Origin of the sequence: Beijerinckia mobilis, assembly GCF_000745425.1 — a bacterium.
Classification (GTDB): Bacteria; Pseudomonadota; Alphaproteobacteria; order Rhizobiales; family Beijerinckiaceae; genus Beijerinckia; species Beijerinckia mobilis.
This window is the reverse complement of sequence record NZ_JQJH01000006.1, coordinates 165,533-182,804: the sequence shown is the minus strand read 5'-3', so window position 1 is coordinate 182,804 and position 17,272 is coordinate 165,533. Positions and strand designations below refer to the sequence as shown.

Sequence of the window (17,272 nt, the reverse complement as noted above, 5' to 3'; positions counted from 1 at the left end):
TGTCGAGTATTGCGCATGTATCGAATGTGACGAAGGGCGGTTACCTGCATTCGGTCCGGTGACGAGGTGGAAAGGCATTGCTCATGACGCACGCACAGGATCGCGAGGATAGGCTCGCCGCCACGCTCGATTTGCTCGAATGCCTCATCAGCTTCGATACGGAGAGTTCCAAATCCAACCTGGCACTCGTCGCGGCGGTCGAGGATTATCTGCGCGGACAGGACGTCGATTACGTCAAAGTGCCCAATGCAGAGGGTGACAAGGCTGCGCTCTTCATCACCATAGGCCCTAAAAAGGATGGCGGCGTCGTGCTGTCGGGCCATACTGACGTCGTCCCTGTTGCCGGCCAGAAATGGACGGGCGATCCTTTCGTGCTGCGGCGTGACACGGACCGCGTTTTTGGACGCGGCGCCTGCGACATGAAGGGGTTCGATGCCCTTTGTCTCGCGATGATTCCGGAATTCAAACAGGCGCATTTGACCCGGCCGATCCATATTCTCCTCTCTTATGACGAGGAAGTCGCCTGTACCGGCTCCCTCGACACGATCGCGCGCTTTGGTCAGGATTTGCCGCGTCCCGCCGCCGTGCTGGTTGGCGAACCGACCATGATGCAGGTCGCCGATGCCCATAAAAGTGTCGCGACTTATCTGACGACCGTGCGTGGTCATGAGGCGCATTCCTCGAAACCTTATCTCGGCGCCAGCGCGGTCGAGGCTGCCTGCGATCTCGTGACCGAACTCTACCGTTTTGCCGATATGCTCTTGACCGAAGGCGATCCGAGCGGCCGTTTCGATCCACCGGCCTCGACCATCCATGTGGGCATGATCCAGGGCGGCACGGCGCGCAATATCATGGCCAAGGAATGCTGGTTCCTCTGGGAGTTTCGCGGTTTGCCGAGCGATCCGCAGGATCGCGCCTTGCGTCATCTCGAAGATTATGCCGAGCGGGTTGTTCTGCCGAAAATGCGTCGTTATGCGCCTGAGGCTTCGATCGAGACGCTCGTCGAGGTCGAGGTACCGGGTCTTGCGCCGGAAACCGGATCACAGGCGGAGAGCCTCGCCCTGAAACTCGCGCGCTCCAACCGCACCATCACCGTGCCTTTCGCGACAGAAGCTGGCCAGTTCCAGCGGGCAGAGGTGCCAACCATCGTTTGCGGCCCGGGTTCTATCGATCAGGCGCATCAGCCCGATGAATATATCGCGCTTTCCCAGCTTGAAGAAGGCATTGCCTTCATGCGCCGTCTTGCCGCCGAGATGGGCTGACGAGCACGGTTGGTCATTCCGCCGGGTGCCGGCTGAGCCAATCGGCCCAGGCAGCAAGCAAAAGGCCCCCAATCGGCGTCACCAACAGTGCAGCGATTTGATAGAAGTTCATGGCGATAGACGTTTGATCGCTAAAACAGAAAATACCGCTGGGTCATGGGCAGGCGCTCGGCTGGCGCGCAGGTGAGCACGTTTCCATCCGCCTTGACGACATAAGTTTCTGGATCGATGTCGATCACTGGCGTCGCGCCATTATGGATGAGATCAGCCTTGCGCAGGCCACCGCGTGTATTTTCGACCGGCACGAATATGCGCGATGTCTTTACCTTTTCGGCGAGTCCCCGCGCCAGGGCGGTGCCTGATGTAAAGGTCAGCGAGGCGCCGGTGCGCATGGCGCCGAAACTGCCGAACATTGGGCGTCCATGCACAGGCTGCGGGGTGGGGATCGAGGCATTGGCATCGCCCATCATCGCATAGGCGATCGTGCCACCCTTGAGGATGAGATCGGGCTTTACACCGAAGAAGGCCGGAGTCCAGAGCACGAGATCCGCGAGCTTTCCGGGTTCGATCGAGCCGATATGGCGCGAAACCCCATGAGTGATCGCCGGATTGATCGTATATTTGGCGATATACCGGCGGACCCGGAAATTGTCATTTCCTGTGCTATCTTCCGGCAACGGCCCGCGCTGGCGTTTCATCTTGTCCGCTGTCTGCCACGTCCGCGTGATCACTTCGCCGACACGGCCCATCGCCTGACTATCCGAGGACATCATCGACAGAGCGCCAAGATCATGCAAAATGTCTTCGGCTGCAATCGTCTCCTTGCGTATGCGGCTTTCGGCAAAGGCGAGATCCTCGGCGATCGATGGGTCGAGATGATGACAGACCATCAGCATGTCGAGATGTTCGTCGAGCGTATTCACGGTGAAGGGTCGGGTCGGATTGGTCGATGATGGCAGGACATTGTCGAGCCCCGCGACCTTCATGATATCGGGCGCATGGCCGCCGCCTGCACCCTCGGTGTGGAAGGCATGGATGGTGCGGCCCTTGAAGGCACGGATCGTGTCCTCGACGAAACCGCTCTCATTCAGCGTATCCGAATGGATCATGACCTGTATGTCGTGATCGTCGGCAACCGACAGACAGCAGTCGATCGCGGCGGGCGTCGTGCCCCAGTCTTCATGCAGTTTCAAGGCGCAGGCGCCAGCCTCGATCTGTTCGACGAGGGCGCGGGGATCGGACCCGTTGCCTTTGCCCGTAAACCCGAGGTTCATGGCGAAACCATCGGCGGCTTCGATCATCCGCGCAATATGCCAGGGGCCGGGCGTGCAGGTCGTCGCGAAAGTGCCTGTCGCGGGTCCGGTGCCGCCGCCAAGCATTGTGGTGATGCCGGATGCGAGCGCTTCTTCGATCTGCTGCGGGCAGATGAAATGAATATGGCTGTCGAAACCACCGGCAGTGAGGATACGGCCTTCGCCGGCGATGATCTCCGTGCCAGGCCCGATGATGAGATCGACGTCCGGCTGAACATCAGGATTGCCGGCCTTGCCGATGCCGAAGATACGCCCGTCGCGCAGGCCGACGTCGGCCTTGACGATGCCCCAATGATCGATGATCACCGCATTGGTGATGATTGTGTCTGCGGCTCCTTCGGCTCTCGTTCTCTGGCTTTGGCCCATGCCGTCACGGATCACTTTGCCGCCGCCGAATTTCACTTCCTCGCCATAAAGCGTGAAATCGCGTTCGATCTCGATGAAGAGATCGGTATCGGCGAGACGCACCTTGTCGCCGGTGGTAGGGCCGAACATGCCGGCATAGGCGGCGCGGGGCAGGGTGACGGCCATGGGATCTCCTGAAGCGATTTTGCGGGAAGACTATCCGCTTTGAATGGGGGCGCAAGCGGAAGAAAAGAAGACGATCTTTTCATCCCGCTGTCATCCTGGCGGAAGATGAATACGCTGTTCGAGAAAATCGAGGAAGGCGCGAATGCGTCCCGCCATCCGCTCGTGCCCAACATGCAATACATGGATATCCTCGCCGTCGCCGGGATTATAGGGCGCAAGGATTTCCACGAGCCGCCCTGCTTTGAGATCAGGGGCAATGTGATAACGCCCCAGCCGCGCGATTCCGCCACCTGCAAGGGCCGTCAGCCGTATCACCTCACCGGAATTGCCGAGAAATTGCCCATCGACAGCAAGATGGATGATTGCGCCATGCATCAGAAAGGGCCAGGAATCGATCGAACGCCGAAAGCTGAACCGCAGACAATGATGCGCTTCCAAATCCGCCGGGGTTTGGGGCTCGCCGTGGCGGGCGAGATAGGAAGGACTTGCCACCACCGCCATAGTGCTGTGGCCCAGTTTGCGCGCGCGCAGGCGGGAATCGCGCAAGGGCCCGACGCGTATGGCGACATCCGCAGGCTCATCGACGAGATCGATGAGTGTGTCACTCAAGGCAAGGTCGAGAGTGATTGCGGGATAGGACCGCTGAAAATCCGGCAGGAGCGGGATCAGGCAATGCATGCCGAAGGGCACTGAGGCATTGACCCGCAGCCGCCCCGCCGGACCGTGTGCAGCGCTGAAATCGCGTTCCAGCCCGTTGATATCCTCGATCAGTTCCGCCACACGCTCCCGGTAGGTCTCCCCCTCGGGCGTCAGTGCCAGAGCGCGCGTCGTGCGGGCGATCAATTGCACACCGAGCCTTGCTTCCAGCCGGGCCAGCGTGCGGCTGACGGCCGATGGTGTCAGCCGTAGTTCGGCGGCCGCCTGTGCGAGGCTTCCCTGCCGTGCAACGGCGAGGAAGACCTCCATCTCGCCTAGCCGATTGTCCATGGCTCACTCGTGAATCAAGAGCAATTCTGTTGTTCCACCGTGAACTCTATTCAGTAATGGCGGCGATGGCTATGTCCCCGGCACCAATAGGACGGAGAATTCCATGGATCTCGAACTCACCGGGAAGACGGCTCTCGTAACGGGCGCGACCGCCGGAATCGGCCTCGCTATCGCCGAGCGACTCGCCGCTGAAGGCGCTCTCGTCACCATTTGCGGGCGCAGCCAGGCCAAGCTTGACGCAGCCGTCGAGTGCGTGAGTCAGAAAGGCCAAGGGAAGGGTCAAGCGAAAGGTCAAGTGAAGGCGATTCTGGCCGATCCCGCCACGGCTGAGGGCGCGGCCACGCTCATCGCTGCCGTCCCGGAGACAGACATTCTCATCAACAATCTCGGCATCTACGAGGCCAAGCCCTTCACCGAGATCACCGACGCCGACTGGCATCATCTCTTCGAAGTGAATGTGGTGAGCGGTGCGCGGCTCGCCCGGCACTATTTCCCCCGCATGCTGGCGAAGAACTGGGGACGCGTGATCTTCATCGCCAGTGAGAGCGCTCTCGCAATCCCGCAGGAGATGATTCACTATGGTATGACGAAGACCGCTCAGCTCGCTATTTCACGCGGACTTGCCGAACAGACGCGCGGCACTGGCGTGACCGTCAATTCGGTCCTTCCCGGACCGACGCGGTCGGAGGGGATTGTCGAATTCATCCGCTCGGTCGTCGATAACAAGGACGCGCCGGAGCCCGAACGCGAGGCGGAATTTTTCGCGAAGATGCGCCCGCTCTCGCTTATCCGGCGGTTGATCGAAGCTGAGGAGATCGCGGCGCAAGTGGCGCTACTGGCCAGCCCGTTTGGCGCGATTACCAATGGTGCCGCAATCCGTGTCGAGGGTGGGATCATTCCAACGATTGCGTGAATGCGCAGAGGCTGTCGTGGTCATGGCGAGAGTGTGCATGTTTTGCTGATGACCTACGGGCATTATTGTCGCCTGTCTCGGAGTAAGGGGTTGTATTCGAGCGAAGTTAGCTCTTGAGACAATGTTCTCGATGCCACCGTAGAAAACTCGGGTGTGGTCGATCCCTTGCGCAATCAGGAACGCAGGCAAACCCTGATTTGTTGATAAAACCTCGAACACTGTCCGCATCGTTGACTTGACGCGAGATCAAAATTTCCAAGTCGTCACCCAGGCTGATCAATCCACGGTCGAACATCCAATGCGCGGTCCCAGGCAGAGCGAGCCCGTTATTCACGATATCTGGCCCACTCGCATGAACCGGACGTATATGGGCAGCGTCTACCTCGGCGCGCCCGCTACCGTTGATCAGCTTTAGTCCGGTGATTGCACAGCGTTCGTTATAGGCGCGGAGCACAATCTTTCAGAATACACGATCGCGGATGATCCGTGACGTAAGTTTCTGTACGCGATCACGCTGTTGCTCGGCGAAATAGGGCGCTTGCTCTTCTTTGAAACCGGTGATGGGCTCGGCTACGCCGACGCGTGGAAGCAGCGGTTCGTGATCATCGAGACCGCGTTCGATGATGCGGTAAAAGTCCTGAGGCGAAATCGGGCGAACAGCCGATTGCGCGCGACCGGAGAGCTTCCCTTGCTCATTCAGCAAGTCGCGCTCGATTGGGCCATCTTCATCGGTGAATGGAACGGAGCAAGTGAAGTCGAGATAGGAGCCGAGCTCGACAAGCGCAAGATACATGTCGGGCATCTTCGGGTCTGGAATAATCTGTTGTACCCGCGCGATTGCGAAATAGCCGCGCGTGGCTGCGATCTTCCTGGGTTCCAGATAGATGATCCAATCGCCGACACTTCCTTCAGAGCGACCGAGATATTGCTTCGGAAACTGATACCGCTCCGCTGGACTGTCGTCATAAATCGAATCAGATCGGTGCATGAAGACACAATAAGTCATGCAAAGATTCTAATGGATTATCAGAGCAAAGCACACAGACCAGTTTCAGTGATGCACTATAGAGCACCAAGACCAGCCAAAGACGGTCAAGGTTCAATGCCCTACTATCTACAGGAAGCCAGACCCTCAGCCGCTTTTGCGCTTGGGTGTTTCTACTCCAACTGTGTGGAATTGTGAGTAGTGGCGGGCCACGACCGATAGCGATGATCACTACGTTTTCGCTGTAGGGCTACGCTCATAGAAGTTTTGCCAGTACAGCCTCGGTTGCCGGCAACGGCCGATTGTTTACGCAATGCGGTAAGAACACATTCTGTTCAATGGACGTTGTCATCGCGGGCGCGGTCCTTAGCAGTCGCAGCCACGCGATGATACCTACGCAGGAACTTATTGCGTGTATTTTTTCCTGCGCAAATTCCGCGCGTAATCGAGCTTCGAGCGCAGTTCATCGAGAAACTCGGGCAATGTCCGCCTTACTGCCGCAGGAAGGTCTTTGTATTTTGAAGATTGTAAATTTCCATTATTGCTCGGATTTACATAAATATCCGGAAGCCATGAAACAGGAACGACATAGCAATTCGTAAGGCTGATGCGCAATGGATTGGTGAGGAACGCGATTTCTATAGTCGCAATGAACAATGTCGCATCGTGAGTGGACTCAAAAAAAGATATCAGCTTGTCGGCCTTCGATATATCGTCCTTACTCGATGCACGGCCTTGGACGGCAGATTTGACGTTCACATATAATGTTCGAGAATCTTCAAATTTAAACGAGAAATCGAATACACCGACTTCTGATGTCGCCGGTTGAAAATCATGTATTCCAAGCGTCACAGCTTGATTCTCAAGATTCTGAGATATTATCTCCTCAAGTATCCGCCAAACGGTCCGTCCCTTTGCAGATTTTCGCCAACCGTAGGGAAACTGGCCAGGTTTCCCAATGGGAACGTCTCCGATCTTCTGAATTAAAGACCGCAGCCGTCTTTCAAGCTCAGCGCGATGCCGCTCTATATTGTCGATCTCGTTATTCATCGCCGAACTCGAACAAGTCCACCGCAGGAACATTTAGCGCAGCGGCGATTTTGGCGATGTTGATAAGGCTTACGTTGCGTTCTCCTCGTTCGATGCCGCCAATATATGTACGATCGAGGCCGCAGCTATCAGCAAATGCTTCTTGAGATAGACCCGTCGCTCTCCGCAACGCACGAACACGTTTCCCAAACTTCATTCTTATATCCTGGCCTGTTTCGATCATATCGAAGGAAACTTGGCCGCTGTGATGCAAATAAGTCCACGGATAATAAGTATCTTTTTGGCCGCGAGACGAAACTCGATCTCAGGAGGGGGGTTGACCGAATCGTCACGATGAAGATACTTATTGTCATCATTTTGGAGGGTAGACCGTGGGCCGACGCCCGAAGCTAGTCGTGTCGGAAGACGCTATAGATCGCAGAGAGACGGGGTATTATTCAACGCCCCAGTTTGTGGCCGAATTTCTGGCTGAGCGCCTACGCGAGCTCAGGCCGAGTCTGAAACGGATCCTTGATCCTTGCATCGGAAGGGGTGAACTGACGAGGCCCTTCAAGGCAGCCGGCTGCCATGTTTCGGGATATGACATCATCGACATGAGCGCGGTCGGCTGTGACGAATTCGAGAGGGCGGATTTCTTGGATATCGCGATGAACCGACAGGCGCTGCCATTGTTCGGTGATACGAACGGGCCACGGCCAGACGCGATTATCGCTAACCCACCCTACAACTGTCATGAGGTTAACTATATCCGGGATAGAAAGGCACAACTGATTGAGCACTTCGGCAAGTCCTCCGCGCTAAATATGTATGCCCTGTTCGTGCGAGCAATCATCGACTTTGCTCCCAGCGGCTGCCTGATCGGATTAGTTACTCACGATTCATTTTTGACAGCCACGGGGCACCAAGATTTACGCGAATACATAATTAAAAACTGTGCGATACGTAATCTTCATCTTTGTCCCACCAACTTATTTCTTGACCAGGGGGCCGATGTTAGAACCTGCCTCCTTGTCCTAGAGAAGACCGGCGAGCAACGGGACACAGTACTGGTCTCGAATCGCCCTCAAACCATTGCAGAATTTCAGAGAATACTTAGAGAACGGCAGTTTGAATCATGCAATTTGAGCAAAATTCTTTTGCTCAATCCTCGTGACGGTTCCGAGTTTACGATTGGTGTTCCGAATGATGTTCGCGCTCTATTTGACGGACGAAGGCTGTCCGACATAGCGCCTTGCATAACTGGAATTTCCACTGGTGACGATAAAAAGTATATTCGTGAGGCCGAGTCGGCAGAGTTTCAGGTGCCCTTCTATAAGAATCCCGCAAGCCGGCGATTCTTCGCTGCCCCAGACGGCTATTTATGCACCAATTTTCAGGAGATCGGCAGAAAGGTTCCTAATTTTATGATTAGGAATAAAAGCTTGATACTCCAGGGAGGGATCGCTTGCTCTTCGATGGGAGTGAAATTCGGAGCGACAATTCGCCCCGAAAACACTGCGTGTGGGGTCAATCCAAACATAATAATTGAGCATGACGATAAGTGGTGGCTGCTTAGCTTCCTCAATAGCCGCTTATGTCTATACCTGACGAGAGGGATCATCATTCGCGCAAACATGATTACGGCAGGCTATGCGTCACGCATTCCAACACCAGAATTCGACTCGGCGACAAAGGAGACGCTAGCCCTTCTTGGACAGGAGGGGTTCGCCGCCGCAAAAGGCGGCGCTTCAGTGGACCTTATTAAGTCTCGCATAGATGATGCAGTCGAAACATCTCTGGGGTTACCCAGGGAGGTTAGAGAATTGCTTGCCAGCTTCGAGCGCGATCCTATTCGGCTCTCATGAGTTAGCGGCAAATGTGTCTTGTCGTTGCCGGACAGAAAATCAGCAAATCACGCCAAGTGGCTCATTTTCTGGATGACCAGCGCCCTTCGAGTTGGCGGGATGAACTCTAAGAGGATGATGGCCAGATAAAAGGCGGCACATTGCGGTTCGGAACAGTCCAGGCTTTTCAACACGTTACGAGGCGCTTTCTCAATGTTTGGCGTTTTTGCACAATGTTGGTGAAGGCCGGCAAGGAGAAGTTATGGATGTACAATCAATGAGATAGGAACAATGTGTACTTTATCTCCGAGTATCTCCAACGCGTTGCCACCTCCCTGGCCATGTCTCGGCGCGCAAACTTTGTCGCGGTCAATTCTGGCGCGGCGCAGCGAAAACATGGGCTATTCTGTCCATCTGGCACCCGCGCGATACTATCGGGATGCCCCGTTCGTCGCGTGTCCCTGCGCCGGTCATTTCCCAGCAGCTTGAAGCACTGCTCGGCTACCCTTGGCCGCTCCCTGGCCGGCCGCCGAAGCACGACCTCTCGACCTGGACCGTCACCGACGACTGGCCGGATTTGGTGCCCGTCACGGAGGCCGAGGTGGACGTCTTCGAGCGATGGTTCGCTGACCTGTTCGACGAGTTGTTCGGGACGGCCCCATGAACTGACGAGGAGGCATCTGCCATGACCGTGCCGCTGCGCGCCGCCCTCTATCTGCGCGTCTCGACGGCGCGACAGGCCGAGCATGATGTCTCCATCCCCGATCAGAGGCGCCAGGGTGAAGCCTATTGCGCTTCACGCGGCTACCAGCTCGTCGAGACCTATGTGGAGCCGGGCGCGTCGGCGACCAACGACCGCCGGCCCGAGTTCCAGCGCATGATCGAGGCGGGCACGTCGAAGCCCGCGCCCTTCGATGTCGTCGTGGTCCATAGCTTCTCGCGCTTCTTCCGCGACGCCTTCGATATGGAGTTCTACGTCCGTAAGTTGGCGAAGAACGGCATCAAGCTGCTATCGATCACCCAGGAGATCGGCGACGATCCGGTGCATCAGATGATGCGCCAGATCATGGCGCTGTTCGACGAATACCAGTCGAAGGAAAACGCCAAGCACGTCATCCGCGCCTTGAAGGAAAACGCCCGGCAGGGTTTTTGGAATGGTTCGCTGCCGCCCATCGGCTACCGTGTCGTCGCGGCCGAGCAACGCGGCGCGAAGGTCAAGAAGAAGCTGGAGATCGATCCGCTCCATGCCGAGACGGTGCGACTGATTTACCGGCTAGCGCTCCACGGCGACGGCGCCAAGGGCCAGATGGGCGTGAAGAACATCGTCAGCTATCTCAACCGCAACCGCATCTTCACCCGCGACGGCGGCCGTTGGGGAATCGGCCAGGTCCACCGCATCCTCACCCGCCGCACTTACATGGGCGAGCATGAGTTCAACAAGCGGTCGAAGTCCAAGGAATTGAAGCCGGTCAGCGAGATCGTGGTCGTGCCGGTCCCGCCGATCATCGACCACAAGACCTTCGACGCGGTGCAGGCGCTGCTCAAGGCCCGGCACCCCACGGTGACGCCATCCGCCGTCATCAGCGGTCCAACGATGCTCACCGGCCTAATTCACTGCGCGAAGTGCGGCGGCGCCATGACCATCCGTACAGGCAAAGGCGGGCGATATCGTTACTATGCCTGCTCGACCAAAGCCCGGCAGGGACCGACCGGCTGCGAAGGCATGGCGGTGCCGATGGAGAAGCTGGACAATCTCGTCGCCAGGCATCTCGAAGACCGTCTCCTCCAGCCCGAAAGGCTGGAAACGATCCTCTCCACCGTGCTCGACCGGCGGCAGGAGCGATCCGAGCGCCAGCATGAGCACATTGGCGAACTGAACCGGCGTGCGGCGGAATCCGAAGCGCGCCTCAAGCGCCTCTACGACGCCATCGAGGCGGGCGTTGCCGACTTGAACGACCCGGCGCTCAAGGACCGCATCGACGGCCTCAAGGCCATCCGCGATCAGGCGAAGGCCGACGCCGAGCGCGCCCAGGCCATGCTTCAGAACTCAGGGGGCCAGGCGGTCACACCCCAGATGTTGAGCAAGTTCGCCCGCGCCGCGCGCCAACATATCCGGCTTGAAGGCGGCGGCTACCGCCGTGACCATCTTCGCGCGCTCGCCCAGCGCGTTGAGGTCGCGGATGGCGAGGTTCGGATCATGGGATCGAAGTCCCGGCTGCTACAGGTGCTGACCGGGAAAAATAGCGTAAATTCAGTGCCCACTCAGGGACTGAAGTGGCGGAGGGAGCGGGATTCGAACCCGCGATACGGTTTCCCGTATACACACTTTCCAGGCGTGCGCCTTCAACCACTCGGCCACCCCTCCGGATTTCGCTGATCTGAGGAACCCTGAAATTTTGCTTCAGGCGGTGTACCTGCCGACGCAAAATTTTCAGTCTCTGAAGCGCATCAAATTGTTCATTCGATGCTGAAAAGCCGCGCTTGGCTCGGATTTTTTGAACAATCCTGCCCGGCGGCAAATCGCGAATGGCGCGCACTATAACCAGCCGGAGACGAAGCGCAAGCGGGAACTGATGCCGTTTTTTGAAGATTCTTGGTTAAAGTGTGCAGGGTTTCCGCGCGCTTCCAAAATCAAATGGGCAGGTTGAAGACGCGGTGGGGGACGAATTCCCCCTGTTCGATGGTTCCGACCGCGACGATCACATTGCTGCAGACCAGATAGACGGACCCTTCATGGGGGATATCATGGCCGCGCAGCAGAATGGACTGGCCGCGCCGTACCTTCGCCGCCGCATTTCGGTCCACGGCAAGTCTCGGCAATTCCGCGAGGCCGGCCTCAATGGGAAGCAGGCCATAACGCTCCGCAGCGCCTTCAAGCAAGGGCGTCAGCCCGATCGCATCGGATTCGAGGAAGGGACCGACGCGCGTGCGCCGCAATGCGGTGACATGGCCGTAGCAGCCGAGCAGGCGCCCGAGATCGCGGGCAATGGCGCGGACATAGGTGCCCTTGCCGCAGCGCGCTTCCAGCACGGCTGAATCGCCATCCATGCTGACGAGGTCGAGGGCATGGATGGTGACGGGGCGTGGCGCGAGATCCGGTGTTTCGCCGTCACGGGCAAGATCATAGGCGCGCTCACCATTGATCTTGATGGCCGAATAGGCTGGCGGCGTCTGTTCGATCGTGCCAATGAAGCGCGGCAGCAAGGCCGCGACTTCGCTTGGCTGCGGCCGGAGTTCCGATTGCTGCGTGACGCGGCCATCGGAATCATCCGTATCGGTCTCGATGCCGAAACCGATGGTGAAACGATAGGCTTTTTCCCCGTCCTGGACATAGGGCACTGTCTTGGTCGCCTCGCCGAAGGCGACGGGCAGGATGCCTGAGGCGAGCGGGTCGAGCGTACCGGCGTGCCCGGCTTTCTTGCCGTTGAAAATATGTTTCAGCCGCGCGACGGCATGGGTTGAAGTCATTCCGATGGGCTTGTCGAGGATGACCCAACCATTGACCTCGACGCGTTTGGAACGGGGAGCATTCATCGTCTTTGAATTCAACCTTGCTGTTGCGTGCTGGAACCAGCCGATGGCGCTGTTGCAGCGGTGCCGCGAAAGCGGCGATCCTGACAGGGAAACTCTGACGCTGTCTCTTCTGGAATGGCGTCAATCCATCCGCAGAGCGCAATCGGTTTTGCGCTCTGGTGCATTAGAGCCGTTCGGACATGTCCGAACGGCTCGTTGAAAACTGCCGTGTGTCGATGGTTGCAAAGGCACCGCCCCGCAGCCGCCGAAACTTGGTCTTAGTTGGGCGTATTGTGCGCCTCGCCTTCGGTCGCGTCGAGATCGCGTCGTACGTTCGGGGAGGCGAGCAGCGCATCGATCTTGTCGCCGTAATCGAAGCTTTCATCGGCTTTGAAGCGGATATCCGGCGCATAGCGCAGATGAATCCGCTGCGCGATTTCTCCGCGCAGAAATTTCTTGTGCCGGTCGAGCGCGGCGATGACGCTATTGATGTCCTTGCCGCCGAGCGGCATCACGAAAGCCGTGGCGAGTTTCAGATCCGGACTCATACGGACGTCAGGGACGGTGATGACATGGCCTTCGAGCACGGGGTCGTTGACCACGGAGCGGCTCAGAAGATCGGAAAGAGTGTGACGGATCAGTTCGGCGACGCGCAACATGCGTTGCGATGGGGCGCTGCCGTGCTGATGATGGGCTCTGGACATGGAAGAAACTCCCGTGTCGTCTCCGAAAGCGCGGTGTAACCGGCGCCGGCTCGGAGAAGATCATCTTTCAGGTGAACGAAATTGGGTCTGACTTGATCCGAAGAACGAAAAGCTTTGTTAAGAAAATGCTTCTACCACTTCTTCGAACCGAAACAGGCTCCTTCAATCGATCCGAAACGGATCAGTGAAACCGGCAACTGACGCTGGTCAGAGCCGTCGTAGCGGCCACGCGGGGAAGGCCCCGCGTGGGATAAGCGCCGCGGCACGGGATGCAATGATGCGCCTTTGCTCCCGGGAAAAACGGGAAAGGACATTCAAGGCTGATCGGATGTGTCTCGCAAAGAGTCTTCGCGAGCCCTTTGCATCCTGATCATTCCGCCTTGCTTGCCGGGCGCCTAGCAATGCCGTGTGTCGTGGACCGCTCCGGCAATACAATTCTCCGGATTTGAAGTCCAGTGAAGGCGCAAAGATTCAATCGCGTCTCGAACTGTCCTGCTTCTTTCGCCAAAATTCCAGGTATTTTCGATTGGAAGAGAATCGCTAAGCGGTTCAAACTCTTTGAAAATACTCTGGTTTCTTGAGTGAATCCGTTCGCGGACAGGCAAGCAATTCCGTCTGCCGCCCGGTTCATCCTGCTTCCATTATCGGGAGTGTCGGGGATCTTTCCTTAAGATGTGGTTAATCCCGGATTCTCGATTCGGATAGGTTACGCACCGGCGCGACCGATGGCGCGACCGCAAGGGCGGGACGGATGGAAGGTCCCTCCGTCCCGATTGTCTCAGAGCGACCGTTTGATCTCGTGCACGATGTAGCACTCGATCACATCGCCCGCGCGCATGTCCTGGTAATTCTCGAAGGCCATGCCGCATTCCTGGCCAGCCACGACATCCTTGACCTCGTCCTTGAAGCGTTTCAGCGTCGAAAGCTTGCCCTCGTGGACGACGACATTGTCGCGGATCAGGCGGACATGGGCACCGCGCTCGACACGGCCGTCGGTCACGCGGCAGCCGGCCACCTTGCCGACCTTGGAAATGTTGAAGACCTCGAGAATTTCGGCATTGCCGAGCATTTCCTCGCGCAATGTGGGCGCGAGCAGTCCCGACATGGCCGCCTTCACATCATCCACGAGATTATAGATGATGTTGTAATAGCGGATTTCTATACCTTGCTGCTCGGCAAGTGCGCGGGCCTCCTTGAGAGCACGCACGTTGAAGCCCAAAATCACCGCGCCCGCCGCCTGCGCCAGCGTGACGTCCGATTCGGTGATGCCGCCGACACCGGCATGGATGATCCTTGCCGCGACCTCGTCGGTATTGAGCTTTTCGAGCGTCGCGACGACCGCTTCGACCGAACCTTGCACGTCGCCCTTGATGACGAGCGGGAATTCCTTCCGGCCGACATTCTTGAGCTGGCTCATCATATCGGCGAGGGAGCCGCGCGCCAGGCCGCCGCGCACGGCCGCCTGTTCACGCCGCTGGCGCTCGCGATATTCGGTGATCTCGCGGGCACGCGCCTCGGTTTCGACCACCGCGATGCGGTCGCCCGCCTCGGGAGAGCCTGAAAAGCCGAGAACCTCGACGGGCATGGAGGGACCAGCGTCGCTCCGGTTGCCCCCCTTGTCGTCGATCAGGGCGCGGACATGGCCCCAATGGGTGCCGCCCACGATAATGTCGCCGACATGCAAGGTGCCGCGCTGGACGAGAATGGTCGCGACCGGTCCGCGTCCCTTGTCGAGCGAGGCTTCGATGACGGTGCCTTCTGCCGGGCGGTCCGGATTGGCTTTGAGATCGAGCAATTCCGCTTGCAGGGCGATCAGTTCGAGCAATTTGTCGAGATTGATCTTCTTGGTGGCGGAGACTTCCACTTCCAGCGTTTCACCGCCGAGCGATTCCACCTGAACTTCATATTGCAGAAGTTCCGACCGGATCCGCTCCGGCTTGGCATCCGGTTTGTCGATCTTGTTGATTGCCACGATGATCGGCACGCCAGCGGCCTTGGCATGGGCGATGGCTTCCGCTGTCTGCGGCATGACGCCGTCATCGGCGGCGACGACCAGCACCACAATATCCGTCACTTTCGCGCCACGGGCGCGCATGGCGGTGAAGGCGGCGTGGCCGGGCGTGTCGATGAAGGTGATCGGCGAGCCGCCCGGCGAGGTGACCTGATAGGCACCAATATGCTGGGTGATGCCGCCGGCCTCGCCGGAAACCACATTGGCCTGCCGGATCGCGTCGAGCAGCGACGTCTTGCCGTGGTCGACATGGCCCATAATGGTCACGACCGGTGGCCGCGGCAGCAGATGGTCCTCGGCATCGACCGTATCGAACAGGCCTTCCTCGACGTCGGATTCGGCGACGCGCTTGACGGTATGGCCAAGTTCCTCGGCGATGAGCTGGGCCGTATCGGCATCGATCACATCGGTGATCTTGGCCATCTGGCCTTGTTTCATCAACAGTTTGATCACGTCGACGCCGCGTTCCGACATGCGGTTGGCGAGTTCCTGAATCGTGATCGTCTCGGGCAGAATGACTTCGCGCGAGATTTTTTCCTTCGCCTCGCTGACATGGCCGCGCAGGCGCTGCTGGCGTCTGCGGAAGGCCGCGACGGAACGTGTGCGCTCCTCTTCCTCGCCTCCGGTTGCTGTCGCGACGGTGAGGCGGCCGCGAGATTTCTGTTCGGCGCCTTTGGTCGGCCGGGGCGGCACGATGACCTTGGTCGGCATGCCGGGACGGCGAATGACACGTTTAGTGTCTTCTTCCTCAAGATTGGGCGCGCGGCCGGGGGCCGCTGGCGCGGGGGCGGCCGCCGCCGCCGTGACGGGCGGCTTGCGGGCAACCGACGGGCTTGCGGCGGGAGCCGGTTCGCCGCCGCTGAGCCGCCGCTTGGCTTCCTGCTCGGAACGGCGTTTGGCTTCCTGTTCCTGCAGACGGCGGGCTTCTTCCTCGGCCTTGCGCGCCTCGGCTGCCGCGCGCTCCTCGCGCTCGCGGGCTTCTCTTTCCTCACGAGCCTTGGCTTCGGCAATGGCGCGCTTGCGATCTTCTTCCTCGCGGATACGAGCACCCGACAGGGCGCGCATGCGCGCCTCGCGCTCCTCCTCGGTCAGGGATCGAAGCACGACGCCGCTGGGCGTAGTGCGGCCTGCACCAGATTCGCCACGGCCCGATCCGCGGCCGCCGGATTGATTCCGCTGGGGACCGCCGGATCTCTGCCCACCTGGCTGGTTGCGCTGTTGTCCGGAGGCTGCGCCACCGCCACGCTGCTGCGATGATGCCGCGCCCGCTCCGGCTGAACGCTGGGCGCCCTGACCTGCTTGCGAGGCCGATGCACCGCGCGATGCGGATTGTTGCGGCGCAGCTGGTGTCCGTCCGGCAGCTTGCCCGGACGATGGCCTGGCCGCAGTGGATTGCTGGCTGGTTGGGCTCGGTGCCGCCGGGCGCGGGCCAGCAGCCTGCTGACCGGTTGTGGCAGCATCGGCAACAACCGTTGTGGCTTTCGGCGCGACACCTGCTTGCGCGGGAGTCGCTTGTGCAGAGGTGGCTTGCGAAGGTGTTGCTTCCGAACTCGCCGGCTGAGCGACGACGGCTTGGGGGGCCGCAGCTTGAGCGGAAGTTGCCTGGGCCGATGCGGCTGCCGGCGATGGCGCAGCCGCTTGGGTGCTTGGTGCCGGTGCGGCGGCCGGAGCCTGTGGCGGCACCGGTGCAGCCGGAGCCGATGCACCGGTGGACACCGCGCTCGGGGTGACCGAGGTGCCGGCCTTTGCTTGAGCGGCTGCGGCTTGAGAAGGCGCAGCCGGGGCGGAAGGCTGAGGCGGAATGGCTTGTGCGGGCCGTGCCGGTGGTGTCGCCGCTTCTGCGCGGTGCGGTGCGGCAGGAGCAGCCGCCTGGCTTTGCGCGGCGGCGGGAGCAGCAGCATCACGGGCTGCGTGGCCATCCCCACCCGGCGCGGTGGGGCGGCGCTTCACCTTTTCAACCACAACAGCTTTACTGCGCCCGTGCGGAAAACTCTGGCGCACGGTTCCGGCCTCGACCGGCCGCTTCAGCGACAAGGTCTTGGTTGGCGTCACGCTCAAAGTATTCTCGCCCGAATTCTTCGATTCACTCATTCGTCTTGCGTCCCGGGGCCGCGCCCATTCAATTTCATACCGCCGGAAAATTCATCTGTCCGTCTCTCGCACCGAAACCCGCTCATGAC

At 59.1% G+C, this 17,272-nt stretch carries 11 protein-coding genes, 1 tRNA gene and 2 pseudogenes; 5 read left to right on the top strand and 9 right to left on the bottom strand.

Annotated features, from left to right (window positions below; all coding sequences use genetic code 11):
* Window positions 1-83 precede the first annotated feature (83 nt).
* Window positions 84-1,262: an acetylornithine deacetylase gene (gene argE, locus DL88_RS08495; RefSeq protein ID WP_034994620.1), complete on the top strand. Its 1,179-nt coding sequence runs from the start codon at window positions 84-86 to the stop codon at window positions 1,260-1,262.
* A gap of 131 nt (window positions 1,263-1,393) precedes the next feature.
* Here argE and ureC read toward each other — a convergent pair whose 3' ends face one another.
* Window positions 1,394-3,106 (bottom strand): urease subunit alpha, encoded by a 1,713-nt coding sequence (gene ureC / locus DL88_RS08490; protein WP_034994617.1) that lies wholly within the window; start codon window positions 3,104-3,106, stop codon window positions 1,394-1,396.
* A gap of 90 nt (window positions 3,107-3,196) precedes the next feature.
* Window positions 3,197-4,093 (bottom strand): LysR family transcriptional regulator, encoded by an 897-nt coding sequence (locus DL88_RS08485; RefSeq protein WP_034994616.1) that lies wholly within the window; start codon window positions 4,091-4,093, stop codon window positions 3,197-3,199.
* A gap of 103 nt (window positions 4,094-4,196) precedes the next feature.
* Here DL88_RS08485 and DL88_RS08480 point away from each other — a divergent pair, with 103 nt between their 5' ends.
* Complete coding sequence (locus DL88_RS08480) at window positions 4,197-5,006, top strand: SDR family NAD(P)-dependent oxidoreductase (RefSeq protein ID WP_034994613.1); 810 nt, start codon at window positions 4,197-4,199, stop codon at window positions 5,004-5,006.
* 106 nt (window positions 5,007-5,112) lie between these two features.
* On the opposite strand, the pseudogene DL88_RS08475 reads toward DL88_RS08480, so the two are convergent.
* The 3 genes and pseudogenes from DL88_RS08475 to DL88_RS08465 all read right to left on the bottom strand — a co-directional run bounded on the left by DL88_RS08475 (window position 5,113) and on the right by DL88_RS08465 (window position 7,237).
* Window positions 5,113-6,012, bottom strand: a pseudogene (locus DL88_RS08475) (HNH endonuclease).
* 384 nt (window positions 6,013-6,396) lie between these two features.
* Window positions 6,397-7,041, bottom strand: coding sequence for a hypothetical protein (locus tag DL88_RS08470; RefSeq protein WP_034994612.1), 645 nt, complete (start codon window positions 7,039-7,041; stop codon window positions 6,397-6,399).
* Complete coding sequence (locus DL88_RS08465; RefSeq protein ID WP_245270705.1) at window positions 7,034-7,237, bottom strand: helix-turn-helix domain-containing protein; 204 nt, start codon at window positions 7,235-7,237, stop codon at window positions 7,034-7,036. The genes DL88_RS08470 and DL88_RS08465 overlap by 8 nt, the downstream gene beginning before the upstream one ends.
* Window positions 7,238-7,634: 397 nt before the next feature.
* On the opposite strand from DL88_RS08465, the gene DL88_RS08460 reads away from it, so the two are divergent.
* From DL88_RS08460 to DL88_RS19840, 3 genes and pseudogenes are all read left to right on the top strand, one after another.
* Entirely contained in the window at window positions 7,635-8,885 is a 1,251-nt protein-coding gene (locus DL88_RS08460) for an N-6 DNA methylase (protein ID WP_156971004.1), read from the top strand.
* Window positions 8,886-9,303: 418 nt separating this feature from the next.
* Complete coding sequence (locus DL88_RS08455; protein WP_051955754.1) at window positions 9,304-9,528, top strand: hypothetical protein; 225 nt, start codon at window positions 9,304-9,306, stop codon at window positions 9,526-9,528.
* Between the two features lie 21 nt (window positions 9,529-9,549).
* Window positions 9,550-11,169 (top strand): annotated as a pseudogene (locus DL88_RS19840) (recombinase family protein); the annotation flags it as partial.
* Here the strand turns inward: DL88_RS19840 and DL88_RS08435 are convergent.
* The 4 genes from DL88_RS08435 to infB form a co-directional block, all read right to left on the bottom strand.
* Window positions 11,140-11,229: transfer RNA gene (locus DL88_RS08435), tRNA-Ser, on the bottom strand. The pseudogene DL88_RS19840 and the gene DL88_RS08435 overlap by 30 nt on opposite strands.
* A gap of 266 nt (window positions 11,230-11,495) precedes the next feature.
* Window positions 11,496-12,398, bottom strand: coding sequence for a tRNA pseudouridine(55) synthase TruB (gene truB, locus DL88_RS08430; protein ID WP_034994598.1), 903 nt, complete (start codon window positions 12,396-12,398; stop codon window positions 11,496-11,498).
* A gap of 257 nt (window positions 12,399-12,655) precedes the next feature.
* Window positions 12,656-13,081, bottom strand: coding sequence for a 30S ribosome-binding factor RbfA (gene rbfA, locus DL88_RS08425; protein ID WP_034994597.1), 426 nt, complete (start codon window positions 13,079-13,081; stop codon window positions 12,656-12,658).
* Between the two features lie 778 nt (window positions 13,082-13,859).
* Entirely contained in the window at window positions 13,860-17,183 is a 3,324-nt protein-coding gene (gene infB, locus DL88_RS08415; protein ID WP_034994593.1) for a translation initiation factor IF-2, read from the bottom strand.
* Between the last annotated feature and the right edge of the window lie 89 nt (window positions 17,184-17,272).

Coding starts and splice junctions, on each gene's coding strand:
- argE (WP_034994620.1), top strand. CDS start 84: ATGACGCACGCACAGGATCGCGAGGATAGGCTCGCCGCCACGCTCGAT.
- ureC (WP_034994617.1), bottom strand. CDS start 3,106: ATGGCCGTCACCCTGCCCCGCGCCGCCTATGCCGGCATGTTCGGCCCT.
- DL88_RS08485 (WP_034994616.1), bottom strand. CDS start 4,093: ATGGACAATCGGCTAGGCGAGATGGAGGTCTTCCTCGCCGTTGCACGG.
- DL88_RS08480 (WP_034994613.1), top strand. CDS start 4,197: ATGGATCTCGAACTCACCGGGAAGACGGCTCTCGTAACGGGCGCGACC.
- DL88_RS08470 (WP_034994612.1), bottom strand. CDS start 7,041: ATGAATAACGAGATCGACAATATAGAGCGGCATCGCGCTGAGCTTGAA.
- DL88_RS08465 (WP_245270705.1), bottom strand. CDS start 7,237: ATGAAGTTTGGGAAACGTGTTCGTGCGTTGCGGAGAGCGACGGGTCTA.
- DL88_RS08460 (WP_156971004.1), top strand. CDS start 7,635: ATGAGCGCGGTCGGCTGTGACGAATTCGAGAGGGCGGATTTCTTGGAT.
- DL88_RS08455 (WP_051955754.1), top strand. CDS start 9,304: ATGCCCCGTTCGTCGCGTGTCCCTGCGCCGGTCATTTCCCAGCAGCTT.
- truB (WP_034994598.1), bottom strand. CDS start 12,398: ATGAATGCTCCCCGTTCCAAACGCGTCGAGGTCAATGGTTGGGTCATC.
- rbfA (WP_034994597.1), bottom strand. CDS start 13,081: ATGTCCAGAGCCCATCATCAGCACGGCAGCGCCCCATCGCAACGCATG.
- infB (WP_034994593.1), bottom strand. CDS start 17,183: ATGAGTGAATCGAAGAATTCGGGCGAGAATACTTTGAGCGTGACGCCA.